The organism is Flavobacterium sp. GSB-24 (genome assembly GCF_027924665.1).
Classification (GTDB): Bacteria; Bacteroidota; Bacteroidia; order Flavobacteriales; family Flavobacteriaceae; genus Flavobacterium.
Genome location: NZ_AP027043.1, coordinates 4,161,487 through 4,180,741 on the forward strand (window position 1 = coordinate 4,161,487; position 19,255 = coordinate 4,180,741).

Consider the following 19,255-nt stretch of genomic DNA (forward strand, 5'->3'; position numbering starts at 1 on the left):
CCTTTGCAACTTACAACCTTAGAACCTTAGAACCTTAAAAAAAAAAAGCCTATCTCTTTCGAAACAGGCTTTTTGAAAAAAAATAAAAAATAAACTAACACACAAACTTAATTGTATCCTTGGTTTTGTTTGAATTCTTTAGTCACATCTATTGTAGACTGCGGAATTGGAAATATTCTTCTAAATGGTTCTGAAGCAGGTTTTGCAGTTCCCGCTAAATCAAATTTTCCAAAACGGATCATTTGTGGTCTTCTTTGCAATTCCCAGTACAATTCAAATCCAATTTCTTTATATAAAATAGTTTGATCTATTGATGTTAATGGTTTTCCAGTTACACCTCCGTATAAAGATTCTCTTTTTCTACTTGTACGCAATTTATTAAGATCATCCATTGCCAATCCTGTGCTTCCTTTTCTAAAATAAGCTTCGGCTCTCATAATGTAGATTCCGCCTAAACGGAATAATGGAATATCAACATTACTATTTCCGTTTCCTCCTTCAGGATCAAATTCGTATTTGAAAATACGAGCTCCTTGATTGATTTCGTTTTGAGCAAAAACAGATTGTGCAGGATTTTTAAAAGTCAAAGAAGGTGTAAAATCCATTCTTGTTGTGGTACTTTTTTCCATATATAATGGAGAAACTTTGATACGGTTTCCTGTCATTTCCAACGATCCTGAAGCTAGCAATATTGGTCCGTATTGTGGTCCGTATTGAATACCTCTGTTAAAGTGGAACCATGTTAAATTAGCACTTTTTGGTACGATATCAGTTGCTGGTACGCTTACATCTGTACCATCGTTCATAAACCATGTACCATCTCCATATTGGTATTTTTGCTGAAATCTCGGATCATCGTGGTTTCCATCCCATGTTGCAAAAAACTCTGGAGTTGTGCAAGCCGCATTTGTTCCTCTGTTTGCTGCAGAAGTTCTTTGGTTACGTTCCATACATACATAAGCAAAACTGTTTGAACCGTTACGGATGTAATCTATTTTTTGAGAAATCGCAAAAATAAGCTCTTTCCCATTTTCATTATCTCTTGCAAAGTTTTTGAAATAATCGCTTTCTAAACTGTATTTTCCAGAATTGATCAATAATGAAGTATAGTAAATTACACGATCCATATCTGTTCCTGTACCAGTTGCTGCAGCTTCATTAAAATTAAAATTTGAAGCTGTATTGTAACGATCTTTAAAAACAGCACGATTCAAATACATTGTACTTAACAAACCATAAGCAGCTTCTTTTGTAAATCTTCCGTGATGTGTTCGCTGCTCTCCCATACTTGCCAAATCTGGAATTAAAGCCTCAACATCGGCAATTAAAATATCGATTTGTGTATCAGCTTTTAAAATCTGTAAAGGCGCATTCGGATTCATTGGATCTCTGTATGGCGCTTGTCCGTACAAATCTAATGTTGTATATAAATAATACGCTAAAAGTCCTTTAGCTTCTGCTAAAAACAATTTTTTCTCTGAAATTGAACTTTCTTCAATTGACTGAATTGCTGTTAAAGAACGAGTAATTCCATTAGTAAGTTTGTTCCAGTTATCAACCACGATTGCATTATCAGACTTCCATGTAAATTCGTGCATGTCTCTCCATTTTCCGCCATCTCCCCAGTCACTTCCTCTAGTTGGCAAAATTGCCTCGTCTGTAGTGTATTCTTGCAGCGAAAAAATTCCACCGTGATCTACAAAAGTTCCGTCTCCCAATCGGTCGTATGCAGCAGCAAGCGCCCCTGCAGGGTTTGAAGCATCTTCTCCTAAAACCTCATCTAGAACCACTTCGTCAAGATTTGTACAGCTTGCAAAAAGCCAGATAAAAGAAAATAATGCTAATGTTTTAATATTAAAAATAGTATTTGTCTTCATAATAAATTATAGTTTTAAAGTTGCTCCAAAACTGAATGTTCTTGAAGTTGGATAACTTGCGTAATCGATACCAATAGATTGGTTTCCTCCGTTTGATTTTGGGCTGTTGATTAACGGATCGTAACCTGTATAATTTGTAATCGTAATTAAGTTTTGACCTGTTACATATAGTGTTAAGCCGTTGATCCAGTTCAATCCTTTTAAGTCAAAATTGTATCCAATACGAGCGGTATTCAATCTAATGAAATCAGACTTTTCTAAGAAAAGCGTTGACAAAATTGGTGAGTTTGTAGGGTTCGCGCCTGACTCGTAATACCCTGTTGCTACGTTACGATCTGATGCTAAGTTGTTTATATTTAAAGCATTCAAACCTGTATTATTTAATAAATAACCTCCAGTTTGTCCGATGATAGAGAATGAGAATGTAAAGTTTTTATATCTCATATCACTGTTTAATCCGTAATAGAAAGTTGGAAGCGCACCTTCAATAATAATTCTGTCACTGTTATCAATTTTACCGTCTCCGTTTTGATCTTTAAAAATATTAGCTCCATTATCATCAAAACCAGTATGTTCTAACAAGTAGAAAGATCCTGCTGCGTAACCGCTTTTATAGATATTTGCATTTACACCAGATTGTCCAGGTCCTGAAATTGTACCTGTTAAGATTTCTGAAACTGGCAGATCTTGAATTTTATTATTCAACGTCGCACCATTCATGTCAACATTCCAAGTAAAATCTTTAGTATTTACTATCTTAGAACCTAACATAATTTCAAAACCTTTATTAATGATTTTACCGTCAATATTAGTCCAGATTGTAGTTGTTGGGCTTAAAGCTTGTGAAGGAACATTCAAAATTGCATCTGTAGTGGTTTTGTTGAAATAATCTAATGTTCCGTAAAATTTATCATTCCATAAATTGAAATCTAAACCTAAGTTATATTGCGTTACAACTTCCCATTTTAAATCAGGATTTGGTGTTCTGTTAACTGAAACTCCATTAACTAAATTCAAGTCATCGTATAAATAATATCCGTCAGCTCCAGATAAAGAATAACTCGCCTGTGTAATTTTATTTTCAACTTCTTGATTTCCTGTTTGTCCCCAGCTTGCTCTTAGTTTTAAATTGTTTAATGATGTCGAATCTTTGAAGAAACTTTCATTAGCAATATTCCAGCCTAAGGCAAAAGATGGAAAATAACCGTATTTATTATTTTTACCAAAACGAGTAGATCCGTCTCCTCTCATAGAAGCTGTTAAAAGATATCTGTTGTCGAAACTATAGTTTAATCTTCCAAAATAAGACTGTAATTCGTTTTCCTGAGCATAACCAGTCGTTCCAGATTGTGTGCCTTTAAAGCCAGGATTAATTGAAGGAGGTACACCTTCACCTTGATTCGAAATTCCGTCAATACTGAAAGCTGTTCCAGATCTTTCAAATTTTTGATATGAAAATCCACCTAAAGCTTCAATTTTATGTTTATCTAAATTTAGATTGTAAGTCAAATAATGTTCAACCAAAGAGTTTTTAGAATCTAGATTATTCTGAACATATTTTCCTTTTGGATTTAAGTCTGTTAAGTTTGGAAAAATAGTAGTGTTTCTCTCTGACATCGAGCGGTCGATACCAAGGTTTAATTTATATTCTAATCCGTCAATGATTCTTAAAGAAGTTTCAAAATTCCCTAACACTCTCAAAGTACGCGTTTGATCGGTATAAATACTTAATAAATACGCTGGATTGTAGTGAGCATTCATATTAAAATTGGTATAATTACCATTTGCATCAAAAACTGATCTCGTTGGATTTGCCATTAATGTGTGAACCAGCAATTGTCCATTAGAACCTCCGTCATCACTTGTAGGAACGCCATCGTCTTTAGTTTCGCTGGCAGTAAGATTAAATTTTAATTTTAAACGTTTTTTATCCAAAAACGACTCAGCAGCATTAATTCTTCCTGTCAAACGTTTAAAATCGCTGTTTCTAATAATACCTTCTTGATCTAATTGCGATACAGATGCATAGTAATTTCCAGACTCTGTTTGTTTAGAAAATGCCAGCGAATTACTTTTTGTAACAGCTTGTCTAAAAATAACATCCTGCCAGTCTGTATTACCTCCGTGATCAAAAGCTTTGTCTTTAATAGCATTTCTATATTCATCAGCACTCAAAACATCTAATTTGTTGGCTACAGTAGAAATTCCTAAAGACGAATCAAAAGTTAAAGTTCCATCACCTTTTGCTCCTTTTTTAGTCGTTACTAAAACAACTCCATTAGATCCTCTTGCTCCGTAAATGGCAGATGCAGATGCATCTTTTAGAACTGTAATAGATTCGATATCGCTATTATTTAAAAAGTTTAAAGGGTTTTTAGCTTGAGAACTACCAAAACCAACATTCGTTCCAGATGGGCTCACATCATCATTAGACAATGGAATTCCGTCAACAACAAATAAAGGCGTACTTCCGCTTCTAATAGATCCAACTCCTCTAATTGTTACATTTACCCCAGCTCCTGGCTCACCACTTGTACTAACCACACGAACACCGGCAACTTTTCCTTGAATTAAATTATCTGGCGAAATGCTTACACCTTGCTTAAAGTTTGAAGCTTCCAATTGTGTAACTGCTCCAGTAACGTCTTTTTTAGATTGTTTACCGTACCCTACAATTAAAACCTCATTTAATTCTGCAGTAGTTGGTTCTAACTGAATAGTCATAAAACCAGTTTGTGCTGTAACCGTTTTGGTTTTGTAACCAACGTAAGACACATCTATCGTTTTTCCTTCTCCAACAGAAAGTTCAAATACTCCGTCAAAATCAGTTACAGTAGAGTTAGAAGTACTTGTTTCAATTACAGTTGCACCTGGAATTGGCACTTTGTTCTCGTCTACGATTTTTCCTTTAACTTTAATTCTATCAACCGCTTTTGTATTTACCGTTTTTGGCGCAGTTTTTTTCTGTATTAAAACTAATTTTCCGTTAATGTTGTAATTAAAATTGGCTTTTTGAGAAAGATCATTCAAAATTTCTGTAATAGATTCTCCGCTGTAATTTACCGCATACGCAGTATTATCTGCTATTACAGCTTGCCCGTAACTGAATTTATAATCAGTCTGCTGCGTTAATTTTGAAAAAATAGAAACAAGAGTCGCTTTTTCTATTTTATTTTTTACATTTGGCTTTTCTAATAAATTTGTTCTACTATAACCGCTTTGAAAAGCCAGTAAAGCCAGAACTAAAAAGACAAAACTCTTTAGATTTAAATAAGAAGGTTTAAAATACATGATTTAAGTAATTGTTTTTACGATGCTTAATTTATTAATGGCAGTTGTTCCCGCAACTGCTTTTTTGTTTTTAATCCACTTTTACTATTTCGCCATAAACTTTGAATTTTAGGTTTGTGATATAATTTATTTGTTCCAAAACATTCTCTAATGTTGCGTCCTTCTTGATGAATACCGTTAACGGCGTTGCTAATACGTGTTCATTATTGTACTGAAATGAAACTCCGTATTTATATTGTAAAATTGTAATAACCTGTTTTAGCGTAGTTTGGTCGAGTGTTACATCTTCATTATACCAATTGACCAAGAAAGCTTTATCTGCTGAATGTTTGATTAGTTTTTCCGATTCAAATAAAGCTTCTTCATTCGGAACCAAATCGACACTTTGCCCTTTTCCAGAAACATTTACTTTTCCGGTCACGACAATAACCTTACAATTCAATTTCGATAATTGAATATGGAATGAAGTCCCGACAACTCTGGTTTTTATTTCACCAGAATAAATAACAAAAGGATGCTGTTTGTCTTTAGCAATTTCAAAAAAGGCATTTCCTTTTAATAAAGAAACCGTTCTTTGGTCGCCTTCAAATTTTTCAGGATACTGAAATGATGAGTTTGCTGCCAGATAAATTTTCGAACCGTCACTTAATTGGATAGACTGGGGAATCGATGACGTTTTAAATGTGATTTGTTTTTGGTCTAAAACATTTGGTCTAAATAAAAATCCTAAACCAACTAGAAAAAGAATGCTGGCAGCAGCTATATATTTTAAATAAGGATTGAAGGTTTTCGTCTTTCCTATTCTAAGTTGAATTCCGTCATAAATATTTTGAGAAGCGTCTTCTGGATTTCCCATTAAACCATTATCCCATTTTGAATTTTGATATTCGTTAAAAGCAAAATCATTTAGCAGATTTTCTTCAGCTGCTGAAGTTTTACTTCTTGAACTTTTATCAAGCAGGTATTCTAAACTATGTTTGATTCTTTTTATCATAAATACTTATTGTTATGAATAAGTACCAGAATCTCGAAATCGTACTATCGCCAAATATTATGAAAACATCAAGCGAAAGTTATTTTAAAATTTTTGATTAAAAATAATAAATGGAGCCAGCCAAGCTAGATCTTTCAAGCCTTCGCGAAGTTGTTTTACAGCAGATGAAATTTGGTTTTTTACCGTTTGTTTAGAAATTCCAAGTTCCTCTGCAATCTGATCGATTGTCATATCCTGAAATTTATACATTAATAAAACTTCTTTTCTTTTCTCAGGAAGTTTATCTAATAAAGAATAAAGCAGATCCATAACTTCTGGATCGATAGACGAAAAATTGTCAATAATGTAGTCTTCAAATTTTTCTTCTAAAATAGTCTTGTCAAAGCGATTGTTTTGGTAATGCTTAAAAACCTGATTCTTTACGGCACGAAATAAAAAAGGTTCGATTGCATTAATATTAAGCTCTTCTTTGCGCTCCCATAAATCGACAAAAACATCTTGAACAATGTTCTGTGCCAAGTCTTTGTCCTGAGTCATCGTATAGGAAAACGCATTGAGTTTTTTCCAGTATTCGTTATACGTTTTTTCAAAAATTTCAGGATTATTCATAAGGCAATTACAGACTGATTCATATCGTAAAATAATAAAATCAAAAGCCAATGTTTTTTGCGTCAAGGTTATCTTTAAATTAAGAAATGAAAACTTTTGATGTATAAATACTACTTTTTTAGGGACGAAGTACTAATGATTTTGCGATTTCTTTTTCTTTAACTAACAAACAAATCAAAGACTACCTTTAACTTAGTCTTTTTCAAAAATGTAATTTTCTTTTGATGCGTCCCAATCAAATAGTATCAATTCCATTTTAGAATCATGAAACAAATTTTGTTCACTTTATTTCTTGCCGGTGCTGTAAATTACAGCGTTCAGGCCCAAAACGAAAATCTTAAAATTAATCAGCTTCAAGTCATTGGTTCGCATAACAGCTATCGTCATGCTATTGAACCCGATTTATACAATCTCATTCAGGCGAAAGACACTTCGCGTTCCTTAAAAGGTTTACAATACACTCATATTAGTATTACAGATCAATTAAACAAAGGTTTACGCAATCTTGAAATTGATATTTTTGCTGACGCTAAAGGCGGAAAATATGCACATCCAAAAGGCTTAGATGCTGTTAAATCTGAAGAAGCCTACGATCCAGAGGGATTAATGAAAAAACCTGGCTTTAAAGTTTTCCATATGCCGGATATCGATTTTAGAACTTCTTGCTACACTTTTGAAATCTGTCTTCAAGAATTAAAAAAATGGTCTGATGCTAATCCGAATCATGTTCCCGTTTTTATCACTTTAGAACCAAAAGACGGCGATGCTAATTTCTTCGGAACAAAACCAGAAGATTTCACCGTAGCCGTTTTTGATGAAATGGACAAAGTAATCAGAAAAGAATTAGGAAAAGACAAGCTGATTACACCAGATATGGTTCGCGGAAAATATAAAACGCTTGAAGAAGCAGTTCTGTACAATAACTGGCCGACATTAAAAGAAGCAAAAGGAAGATTTTTATTCATTTTAGATAACAACGGCGCAAAAAGAGATTTGTACGCATTAAATCATCCGTCCCTTAAAGGACGCGCCGTTTTCATTAACGCCGAGCCTGGCAAACCAGAAGCTGCAACTTTATTTAGAAATAATTCTGAAGATCCAGAAATTGCCAATTTAGTACAAAAAGGTTATTTAATAAGAACTCGCGCCGATTCTGATACCAAAGAAGCACGTGCCAACGATTATTCTCATTTTGAAGCTGCAAAAAAATCAGGCGCTCAAATCATCACAACCGATTATTATCTGCCAAGTACTTTCTTTAATTCACCGTATCAAATTAAATATGATGATGGAAGTTATGTGAGAAATAATCCTGTGACTGGAAAATAGTTTTTTTGTTTCAGGTTTCAGGTTTCAAGTTATTACTGGACCGAGAAACTTGAAACAATAATAATTTTAACCGCAAAGAGCGCAAAGTTCTTTTTAAGATTACGTTATAAACGCGAAGTTCGCAAAGCTTTGCGAACTTATTTATTTTATAAACTTCGCACAAAATATTTGTGGCCTTTGCGAAAAACCTTAGCGGTCTTTGCGGTTAAAAAAAACTCAAAAGTTAAAAACAATTATGAATTCAAGATATACATTTTTACATATACTGTTCTTTGTTGTTTTCTTCAACAATACTGCATCAGCACAAAAAGTAAAAAACCTCAACGGAACACAAATCGCATTTTTATCCGATGTGCATTTACAAGATTTATTTGGCAGCTTTTTAGATTCCGATTATAAAGGAGTTTTGAATCCGAAAACGGGACAGTATGTTTTGTTGCGAACCATGTCGTCTCAACTTCATTCTACTAGAATTTTCAATGAAAATTATTTTGCATTTATAGCAGCATTAGAAGATATCGCCAAACGAAAAATCAAATATGTTGCACTTCCAGGGGATTATACAGATGATGGCCAGCCGATTCACGTTCGCGGATTAGCCTCAATATTAAAACAATACACCAAAAAATACGGAATAGAATTCTTCATCACCACAGGAAATCATGATCCAGTCGGACCGTTTGCGCAAGAATCTGGAAAAGAAGATTTCTTAGGAAAAGAAGGCAAAAGTCAGCCCATTTTTAGCAAAGAAGGCCTTTATAAGCCAAATTTAAACACCGAACAGCCAGTAGTTGTTACCGCCGATATTGCTAAAATGGGTTATTTAGGAATCACCGAACAGCTTCAGGATTTTGGTTTTCATTCAAATAAAAAATACAAATTCTGGGCAACGCCTTTTTCTAATTATACTAGTAAAAATTACTCGTTTGAAAAAGCAGCGGAAAGTGCTAAACTGGCAAACCGTGTGTATGAGGTAGCTCCAGGTTACGAAGTTCCAGATGTTAGTTATGTTGTAGAACCTATTGACGGACTTTGGCTAATGGCCATTGACGGAAATGTTTATATACCTAAAAAAAATGTTTCTTCCGAAAAAGATTCTAAAAATTACAACGAAGCCAGTACAGGATATAACAATGTGCTTTCCAATAAAAAACATCTTATAAAATGGGTTGAAACTATTTCGGCTGAAGCCAAGAAACAAGGGAAAACTTTAATAGCTTTCAGTCATTTCCCAATGATTGATTTTAATGATGATGCTTCTGCGGAAATAAAAGAGTTGCTTGGTCCAAACAAATGGCAGTTAAATCGTGTCCCAGTTGAAGAAGTAGCTCAGGTTTTTGCAGATGCAGGGTTGAAGATTCATTTTGGAGGCCACATGCATATCAACGATACGGGAGTTCGGACTTCTGCAAAAGGAAATACTCTGGTTAATATTCAGACACCATCGCTTGCCGCATATATTCCCGCTTATAAATTATTGACTTTCAAAAAAGATAATCTTGTCGATATTCAAACCATTACTATTGACAATGTTTCCAGATACAACGAACTTTTTGATTTATATGAAATGGAATATCAGTTTTTGAAAAGCCAGAATGTCCAAGACATTTGGAATATTGATATTTTAAAAACAAAAAACTATCATGATTTTACCGATTTTCATTTAAAAGAATTAGTTCGCCTTCGATTCTTAAAAGACGATTGGCCTTCTGATTTTAAAGATTTCATTTTGAATGTTTCTGCAAAAGATTTATTGGTTTTGGCCAATATGCAATCTGATCAAGATTTTGATTTTATAATAAAAAATAAAGAACAGTTTCAAACAAAATGGAAAGAAGCTGAAGCTAAATCGCAAAAAATCTTAACTCAGAGTAATTTCAAAAAAGACGCTTTTAATTGGACGGGTTATGATCTTTTAGTAGATTTTTATCGTTTCAGAAGTGCCGATGAATTGGCTCTAGCCGATGTTGGAATTCAAAGAGCAAAAGAATACAAAGTCTTATCCAATTTATTTTTAGAAGGTTCTAAAGCTGATCTTTCAAAAGACACTCCACTACAAAAACAAATGAAATTGTTCCTTATTATTTTCAATAAATTTATGCATGAAGTCCCTGCGGATCATTTTACAGTTGATTTGAAAAATAGCGAAATTAAAAGTGTGAAGTAATTTATTGTAAGAGACGTTTTTTAACGCAAAGAACGCTAAGGTTTACGCAAAGGTCACAAAGGATTTTGAGTATAATTTTATAAATTAAAGTTCGCAAAGCTAATCCCATAATGCTTTGCGAACTTTTTAATTTATAAATTTAGCTTTAAAAAAACTTAGCGCTCTTTGCGTAAACCTTAGCGTTCTTTGCGGTTAAAACAAAAAAAGGCCGTCACAAAAATGACAGCCTTTTCATCACATTAAAACCTAAAATTTAATGTATCTAAACCATTATGGCAAATGGGTTAGTATTATTTTTTAATAAAACGTCTTACCGTTTTGATTCCGTTTTTCTCTACCGAAATTAGATAAATTCCCGTTTTTAAAGTCGAAACATCAATGCTGTTATTGTTTACGGTTTGAGAAAAAACAGTTGCACCACCTTCTGTATTGATGACACTTACATTTCCACCAGAAACCTCTGTGCTGAAGAAAAGCTGACTTTCAGTCGGATTCGGATAAATCTCCAAACTTGCAATTGATTGTTCTGAATTTACAGGAGCAGATTTTGCCGTTGAACCCGATTTTGTAATTCTAAACCAGTTTATATTAAACCCTGTGTTTTGAACATATATCCCGAAATTATACGTTCCAGCATTTACATTTACGGTTTGAGTAATTGTCTGCCAGTTTTGCCATCCTCCTGTATTTGGCACATTTACAGCACCCAACTGAATTGTTCCTGCATTTAAATCAGAGGATAATCTTCCGCCTGTAACAGCACTTGAAACACGATATTCTATTTGATAAGAACCAGAAGTTGGGAAATTAATATTATAATAAGCCATCCAGTCGCCTGTATCGCAATATCCTACGTTTAATCCACCGCCTGTATCGGTTGTTGCTTCGGTTTGAACACCACTCATTGTATTGTAATTTTCGGCTTGAATTAAAGTTCCTGTTGCGGGAGGATTGCTTCCCGAAATTACCTGATTAATTGCTGTCAGTAAAGATTTTGATCCTGTTGCATCCTGAGACAATTCCCAAATCATAACACCTCCTGCGTTCTGAATTGCAAAAGTTGTTTTTTGTTTGATTGTCGGAATTCCGTTGTAATAAATGGTGTTTCCTACTTGATCTAGATTTTCAGCCCCAGGATATTGAGCTACGATATTAGCATAAGAAATTCCTTGATTGGCAGAAGCACCAAAACCATATCCATAAAAAGGAAGTCCGATGATGGCTTTACTTGCAGGCAATCCTCTTCCTGTCCAGTAATTAAACTGATTTACCGCCATACTATAAGGAGAATGCTGTCCTGGATTATTTGGAGCCCAAGGACCAGTTGCATCGTACGCCATGATATTGATCCAGTCGTAAGCTGCAAAAGTAGATGAAGGTACATTGGCACCACCATATCCTTCTGAAAGCGCTGCCGAAATCAATTTGCCATTGGCATGCAGTTTATTGGCAAGAGCAATAACAAATCCGCCGTAATCTCCATTAATTGCTGGGCCTTCTAAATCTACATCGACTCCGTCAAAATTATGAGCGACTACATAGTCGTAGATCTTTTGAATAAAAGCTGTTCTGTTGGCTGGCGTAATCAAATTGAAGTAATTATCGCGAATTGGCCCGCCTTCTGAAACAGATCCTCCGCCCAGCGAAACAAAAACTTTTATATTTTGGGCATGAGCAGCATTTATAATCGTATTACTTCCTGAATTAAAACTCAAATATCCGTTGGCATCAGGATTTTCGAACGCAATATTAATATGCGTTAATTTACTGTATTGAATAGTACTCGAAAAAGCATTCAAATCAATCCAATTCGGAATATAAGCAATGACTTTCTTCTGAGCTGTCGCTAAATTAAAAGCGCCCAAGACTAAAATAATCATGCATTTCTGCAGCATTCTTTTGTAATTGTTTTTCATAATAATTGTTTTAATAGATTAATAAACTCGTAAACATGGGACGGTTATTTGAGTTGCATTTTTTTTATTTTAGATTTCAGACTTTAGATTTTAGATTTGACTTAAAATCCAATTTCGTAGAACTAACACTACCTAATTTATTATCTAAATCTAAAGCCTGAGATCACTTTTTAAAACTATTTTTTTATGAATCGTTTGATCGTTTGTTTGCCCTCTTTTTCAAAAACTATAAAATAGATTCCTTTTCTAAGATGCGAAACATCAAAACTATTGTTGTTGATTTTTTGAGATGCTACAGTAGATCCTGTTTGAGAATCTACAATTTTTACGCTTCCTCCAGAAAGATCTGCTGTTACATAAAGTGTACTTTCAACTGGACTTGGATAAACATTTAAAATTGTTTCGGCTGGTTCTTCCATTGTTTCAACTGAAGCCATTCGTGCTGTTCCTCCCGCTACTTTTGTAATTTTAATCCAGTTGATATTCATTCCAGTATTCTGAATATAGATTCCGAAATTATATGTTCCTGCATTAACATTTACGGTTTGAGAAACGGTCTGCCAGTTCTGCCAACCTCCGGTATTTGGAATATCAACATTTCCTAATACAACTGCTCCAGCATTTAAATCAGATGATAATCTTCCGCCATTGACAGCACTAGCCACTCGGTATTCTATTAAATAAGAACCTGTAGTTGGGAAATTAATGCTATTATACGCTAACCAGTCACCTGTTTCTGTATAACCAACATTTGAACCTCCTCCAGTATCTGTTGTTGCTTCAACTTGAATACCGCTCATCGCTGAATAATCTTCTGCTTGAATTAAAACTGAAGTCTGCGAACTTGTGGCTGGAACTAATTTCCATTGTCCGCAAGTCTGGTTGTTATTATCCCATTGCTGAACGATCGCTCCAGAAGCTGTACTTGCTCCTGCTACCTCAACAATTCTTCCGCTGTGACGGGCAACAATTTTATAATAGCCATCACCAGTTGAAACCAAAATAAACTGCTGATTTGTTGTAGCATTGTACGGATACTGCTCTACTCTTGCGCCATTGGCTTTATTGAAGTTATTGATATCCATTGACATTCCGCTGTGGTTGGCAATGATTTTGTACATTCCGTCTCCTAAATGCGTGAAAGTAAATTTCTGATTGTTACCAGAATTCAAAGCCCCTTGATTGATTCCTGCTCCGTTTGACATGCTGGAATTCCAAACGTCCATGTACAAACCGCTGTTTCTGTTTTGAAGAAAGAAAGTCTGGTTGCCTAAAGTCGTTGTTCCGTTTGCAATAACTCTAATCGAACTTACTTTATCGTTCCAAGTGGTATTCAAACAAGAATTATCAGAATTAATTACGGTTGAAGCTCCTGTAAAATTATCATCTTGATATAAAATCGCTTGATAACCTTGAGTAATTTTTAGTGAAGAAATATCATCATTTAAAACACCTAAAGAATTTAAACGAGCTAGATTGTAATCACCAATTGTCAATCCGCCAGAGAATCCTGCATAATTGCAATCTTTGTAAACTGTTATTACATCTGTTGTAGCTGGAACTGAAGGCGTCGTAAGTCCGTAATAACCCCCAAATGTTGCGATAACTTTTGTTGGCTGTGGCGAATGAAGCGATGGCGACTGATCGGCAACATCATCATACGCAAACCCATAAGCCAAATTATCGATATTAATTCCCGGTAAATGCCAGAATTTAGAATAATGATTGGTTGGATTTACTTGATAATATTTCGATGCATCGTACCAATTCTGCTGTCCAGGATTTGTCGTTGTTGTATTTACCACATGTCGATTAATGGCAGCTGTTAATTGCGACTGAATCACAAGATCTAAATCTCCGTCAACCAATCTTCTGTCCAAAACGCCTTTTCCTTCAAGCGCTTCCTGCGTTGTTGGTCGGTTTTGTACACGTCCTGTTCTTCCAACAAAAGCTCCAGACTGCCCAACCATTTCTAGTTGTTCTCCAATAACTCGCCCTTTAAAAACTCCCGCATCTCCTGCATAAAAAATCAAATCTTCATTTTTGTATTTATTCCAAATTGCGTCGATATATGATTTTAAATAGTTTGCGTATGGCCCTGATCCTTCAGCATAAGCTGGAGTTTTAGACGGAGCTGTAATTTCTCCTATTGCATCATTGACACAGCCTTGAAATTCTGCTGGAACATTCGCTTTAAAAGCAGCAACAATATCAGCGTGCTTTTTCAAGTCTCCCACTTTCTTTTGATAACCGTTAGCACCAAACAACTCCAATCCCATTGGATATTTGTATGAATCTACTCTTGTTGGATTTCCGAAGAAACCATATTGATTATTGGTCAATTCGATCATTTCATACAAAATTCCTTGATTTGGATCTGTTGCGTTCTGCGGATTTGGCGATGCATATCCCGAAGGTGCTCCGCTGGCTCCAAAGAAATAAAAATACAGTTGAGAACCTTTAGAAATAAAAACCCTGCATCCTGCAATTAAAGGCAATGTGAAGGTCTTATTTGGAATTTCACTCAGCTTAGTAAAACAAGCGGCATATTTAGAATTTTGTCCTGGTCCTGTATTTCCACCATAAGTGGGTCCTGTAACTGTGTTATAAGACGCATTCATTGGTAAAACCTGACTCGTTTTGGCATTTACCCAAACGTGATTTCCTGTAGTATAATCGATTCCTACAATGGCAACATATAAATCGCTGTCGGCAAACGTCGAATTATTACTAATCGTAAATGGTACAGGCCCTTGAGCATGCATTAGGCTTGAAAACACTAAAAAAAGTGTCATCAAAAAAGAAAATCTTTGAAGTCTAATTTTATTCATATCTAAATAGTTTTGGGGTTAATAAATAGATTCTAAAACCAAAGTCATTTTCAAATAAATGACTAACTAAATCCGTCAGGTACAACTGGTATGCCCTCCTTGAATTGCACCCAACGGATTTAAAAATTATTTCTTAATTAACTTCTTACTCCAGCTTTTTTGATCTGATTTGAAGTTAAGAATGTAGATTCCTCTGCGAAGTTTACTCACGTCAATTACGCTTTCATTTCCTTGAGGCTTGTTTTGCAAAATTAATGTCCCAGAATTATCATAAATCGTAATGACTTTATTATCTAAGTTTTCAGGAGATGAAACTTGAACATAATTTGTGGTCGGATTTGGATACACTGCAAAAACAGGTTCTTCAGCCAGAGGTTCTTCAGCAACATTCAAAGCCATTCTAGCTGTTGACGAAGATCCGTAAGCTTCAATTTCAAATAATGAATATCCGTAAGGAGCCAAAGCTTTTGCTGTACATAAAATGCGAAGATATCTTCCCGTTCCGCTTACCGTTAAATCATCCGTACCTCCGTCACTGGCTGTCTGCGTATTTATTGTTTCATTTTCGGTGAAAACATTATCTGTCGAAAGCTGTACTTTATATTGAGTTGCAAAAGCCGCTTCCCATTTTAAAACAACTCTGTTAAGTGTGTAATTGTTTCCTAAATCCACATAAATCCATTCTGTTGCATTGGCAAAAGAACTTGCCCATCTTGATGCTGTGCCGTCTCCGTCAGTTGCTTTATTTGCAGAAAGCGTTGCATTTTCTTCGGTAGAAGCTGTTGCTGTTTTGCCTAAAGCTAAATTGACATTTGGGTTTGATGTAATAGTACGAACTATAACATCGCTGAAAACCCCTGTTGCTAAAGTTCCGTTCGCGTGAGATGTCACTGCCATTCCAACATAAATCGTATTGGCCATTGCTATGTTTTTGGGAGTTCCAACTTGTGTCCATGTCGTTCCATTATCAGATGAATAAGAAGTGAATGTGTTCCCAGATCTTACGATACGAATCCATTTTGGAGCTGTTCCTACCACAACTTGAGCTGTTGTTACTCCAGAAGTTGCTTCTCTAGATAAAAATTCTATACCAGCTGCAGCACTTACGTCTGTCATGGCATGTTTAGAAGTCGGCGTAAGCGTTTCACGGAACATTACTCCAGCTTTTGCATACGTATTGGTATTCGTTAATGAATTTACTTTAGCAATAATTTCCGCATCTCCAGTAATGGACTGATTTACAAATTGAAATTGATCGCTTGTTTCCCAAATATCATTTCCTGAACCTTTAATTGTGAAAGTTCCGTTAGAATGTGATGCTTCTCCCGCAGGGGTAACAGCTCCTAAATCTGTGCTAATCCAAGGTGAAGGCAATCCTGCTGGTGTTTCTGTAGAAACTAAATTTAAAGCTCTGATATTATCAAAATAATAGGTATTTCCAGAATTCGTTCCCGGTTCAAATAAAAATACAAAGCGGTTTACTTCACTATCTAAAGTCGAAGCATCGGGCGTACTCACATATGTAAAAGTAATGGTGTGCCAAGTATTGGTTTGTTTGACAACGCCTTGATAAATACTGTGTCTGCCAACAGGATAATTTGCAGGAACCGAAGCACTGCTTTCTGCCTGCCAAGAAATTATAGACCCAACCGGCGCAGATGTATAAACATCCATCGCGAATTTTTTAGTGCCCGCTTTAAAATCTCCAATATTGTTTAAAGTAGTATTGAAAGAGAAATTGTCATACATTTCAGTGGACTTACGCACGTATTTTCCAACATTCGAAGAAGTATTAATTCCCGCTGCATTCGGATTTGCTGTATTTGGTGTATACGTTCCGATAGCGTCTCTAAACGTAATGTTGTGGGTATTTTGATAATCTTCGTAAACAACTCCAGGTGTAAAAGTATCTGGCAGTTTGGTTGAACCAATTCTGATATTATCAAAATAATACGTATCGTTTGTATAAGAACCTGAATTAAACAATAAAACCATTTGGTTTACTGCCAGATTCGAAGTTCCAGCATCTGGACTTGAATTGTAATAGAAAGTCAAGGTTTCCCACTGGTTTTGTTTGGTTGTAATAGCCACATAATTACTATTTCTTCCCGTTGGGTAATTCGCAGGAAGCGATGTTGCGCTATTCTCAAAATTCATACTTATAACTGTTCCAACTGGTGCCGAGGTATAAACGTCAATCATGATTTTATTGATCTGACTTTTAAATAAACCAGCATCTTCGATCGAAGTTTGTGTATTAAAGAAAAGCACATCGTATTGTTCGGTTACATTTCTAACATACTTTGCCACATTCGCAGATGAGTTGACAGAATTTGAACCTGGATTTGCTACAACAGAGTACGTTCCAGTTGTAGTTCCTTTTATAATTTTATTGATGCCATCGTAATTTTGCAAAACGTCGGTTGCAATAATTGGTTTTTCTGGCGCTGCTCGTGTCAGCAGATTATCAAAATAATAAGTTGCTCCAGAATTTGAATTCGATTCAAAAAGGAAAGCAATATTATTGATTGTCAAAGCACTTGTGTTTGGATCTATTATTTTTTCAAACTCAAATTCAATAGTTTCCCATTTGTTTTGAACTGTAGTAGTCGCTTTATAACCGCTGTGTCTTCCTGACGGATAATTAGTGGCTGTGGTTACTAAGCTATTTTCAAGCTGCATCGAAATTTTAGTTCCAACTGGAGCTGAAGTATAAATGTCAAAAGAAATTCTTTTTCTTCCGTACACATAATCATTAGCATTACTGATGACTACATTTTTAATATTGAAAACATCGTACAATTCAGATGAATTACGGACATATTTTCCTACCAAAGCCGAAGTATTAATTCCTGTTGCAGAAGGATTGGCAACCGCTTCTGTCAAAATTCCTGTTTTGTTTCCGTAAACAATATTTCTGTTGGATTGAAAATCTTCCTGAATTTTCTCTACAGGAATTACCGGTTCTGTTACAACGGCTAGTTTATATGTATTTGCCGTACAGCCGGAAGTGGTCGCTGTTACAGAAACATCGCCACCCGAAGTTCCCCAATTTACCGTAACGGCATTTGTTCCCTGTCCAGCAGTAATCGTCGCACCTGCAGGAACCGTCCAGTTATAAGAGGCGCCTGTTATAGCGTTTATAGAATAAGTTTTGCTGCTTTCATTTTGATATACTTTTGCATCTCCCACAACTCCATATTTATAACTTCCGTCATAAACACGAACGTAATCTACCTGTAATTTTGCTGGAAAATCAGCAGGAAGCGGCGGTACTCCTGCACCATTTACACTTGTATATAGAGTTCCGGCACTACCAACAGCCAGATTTAAAATAATATAAAACTGATTATCATTAAAAGGCCATCCGCCGTTTACAGTTGTATTTGGTGTTGCTGTATGAAATAATACATCGTCAACAAACCATTTAATAAAATTTGGTCCCCATTCAACTGCATAAACATGAAAATCAGAAGATAAATCGGTTGGAGAACTGTAGCTTCTTCCCGTAAAATGATAGCCGTTTCCATCATAATGTATAGTTCCATCTACAGATTGCGGATTTCTGTGTTTGGCTTCCATAATATCAATTTCACCAGTATACGGCCAATTTCCATTTACGGGAAGCATCCAAAAAGCAGGCCACGCTCCCTGGCCATTAGATAACTTCATTCTAGCTTCAACTCTTCCGTATTTTAAAGAGTACTTCCCTTCTGTTGTTAATTTAGAGGAAGCATACGGCTGATCTGGAAACTGTGACGTTGGCTGATATTTAGCCTCAATGTTCAAGTAACTATTCGTTCCTTCTTTTACAATTGTTGCCTGATTCGGTTCGTAACGCTGTGCTTCGGCATTTCCAAATCCGCAGAGCGATGGACAGCCGTTTCCTGAGATGCTTTGCCATTTGGTTAAATCGACTGTCGTGCCATTAAATTCATCAGACCAAACAAGCGTATTACATTGAGCTTGGGCTTTCAGAAATGGCAGCAGTACAAATAAAACTGCAATACAAAATTGTTTTAATAAATAAGAATTGCTTTTCGGTGGTCGGCCGAAAAAAAAGTCATTTTGCTTCATTTTAAATAGGTTTTTAGTTAGTAAATGTTATTTCTTCAATACAAACCATTTAAAAAAAATAGTTTGTATTTTCCGACAATAACAACGCAATATTAACTAAAAAATCAGGCAAGACTTACATTTTAGAGTACGGTTTGACTACGGTACTATCGAAGAAATGTACA

9 protein-coding genes are annotated in these 19,255 nt (G+C 35.4%); 2 read left to right on the forward strand and 7 right to left on the reverse strand.

Annotation, left to right across the window (positions count from 1 at the left end; genetic code table 11):
* Positions 1 to 107: 107 nt before the first annotated feature.
* The 4 genes from QMG60_RS17815 to QMG60_RS17830 all read right to left on the reverse strand — a co-directional run bounded on the left by QMG60_RS17815 (position 108) and on the right by QMG60_RS17830 (position 6,771).
* Positions 108 to 1,877, reverse strand: coding sequence for a RagB/SusD family nutrient uptake outer membrane protein (locus tag QMG60_RS17815; protein ID WP_281865875.1), 1,770 nt, complete (start codon positions 1,875 to 1,877; stop codon positions 108 to 110).
* A gap of 6 nt (positions 1,878 to 1,883) precedes the next feature.
* Positions 1,884 to 5,168 carry a TonB-dependent receptor gene (locus tag QMG60_RS17820; RefSeq protein WP_281865876.1) on the reverse strand — a complete coding sequence of 1,095 codons (3,285 nt, stop codon included), beginning with the start codon at positions 5,166 to 5,168 and terminating at the stop codon, positions 1,884 to 1,886.
* A gap of 70 nt (positions 5,169 to 5,238) precedes the next feature.
* Positions 5,239 to 6,162 carry a FecR family protein gene (locus tag QMG60_RS17825; protein WP_281865877.1) on the reverse strand — a complete coding sequence of 308 codons (924 nt, stop codon included), beginning with the start codon at positions 6,160 to 6,162 and terminating at the stop codon, positions 5,239 to 5,241.
* Between the two features lie 84 nt (positions 6,163 to 6,246).
* On the reverse strand, positions 6,247 to 6,771 hold the full coding sequence (locus QMG60_RS17830) for an RNA polymerase sigma-70 factor (protein WP_057116135.1): 525 nt from the start codon (positions 6,769 to 6,771) through the stop codon (positions 6,247 to 6,249).
* Between the two features lie 264 nt (positions 6,772 to 7,035).
* Between QMG60_RS17830 and QMG60_RS17835 the strand changes: the two genes are divergently transcribed.
* Both QMG60_RS17835 and QMG60_RS17840 read left to right on the forward strand, forming a co-directional pair.
* Positions 7,036 to 8,100 carry a phosphatidylinositol-specific phospholipase C1-like protein gene (locus tag QMG60_RS17835; RefSeq protein WP_281865878.1) on the forward strand — a complete coding sequence of 355 codons (1,065 nt, stop codon included), beginning with the start codon at positions 7,036 to 7,038 and terminating at the stop codon, positions 8,098 to 8,100.
* Positions 8,101 to 8,335: 235 nt separating this feature from the next.
* Positions 8,336 to 10,267, forward strand: coding sequence for a metallophosphoesterase (locus QMG60_RS17840; RefSeq protein WP_281865879.1), 1,932 nt, complete (start codon positions 8,336 to 8,338; stop codon positions 10,265 to 10,267).
* A 290-nt stretch (positions 10,268 to 10,557) separates the two neighbouring features.
* Here the strand turns inward: QMG60_RS17840 and QMG60_RS17845 are convergent, their stop codons facing one another.
* The 3 genes from QMG60_RS17845 to QMG60_RS17855 all read right to left on the reverse strand — a co-directional run bounded on the left by QMG60_RS17845 (position 10,558) and on the right by QMG60_RS17855 (position 19,091).
* The gene (locus QMG60_RS17845) at positions 10,558 to 12,183 is read right to left on the reverse strand and encodes a glycosyl hydrolase family 18 protein (protein WP_281865880.1); all 1,626 of its coding nucleotides are present in this window, start codon (positions 12,181 to 12,183) and stop codon (positions 10,558 to 10,560) included.
* A gap of 176 nt (positions 12,184 to 12,359) precedes the next feature.
* The gene (locus tag QMG60_RS17850) at positions 12,360 to 15,014 is read right to left on the reverse strand and encodes a beta-1,3-glucanase family protein (protein ID WP_281865881.1); all 2,655 of its coding nucleotides are present in this window, start codon (positions 15,012 to 15,014) and stop codon (positions 12,360 to 12,362) included.
* Positions 15,015 to 15,140: 126 nt separating this feature from the next.
* Complete coding sequence (locus QMG60_RS17855) at positions 15,141 to 19,091, reverse strand: family 16 glycosylhydrolase (protein ID WP_281865882.1); 3,951 nt, start codon at positions 19,089 to 19,091, stop codon at positions 15,141 to 15,143.
* Between the last annotated feature and the right edge of the window lie 164 nt (positions 19,092 to 19,255).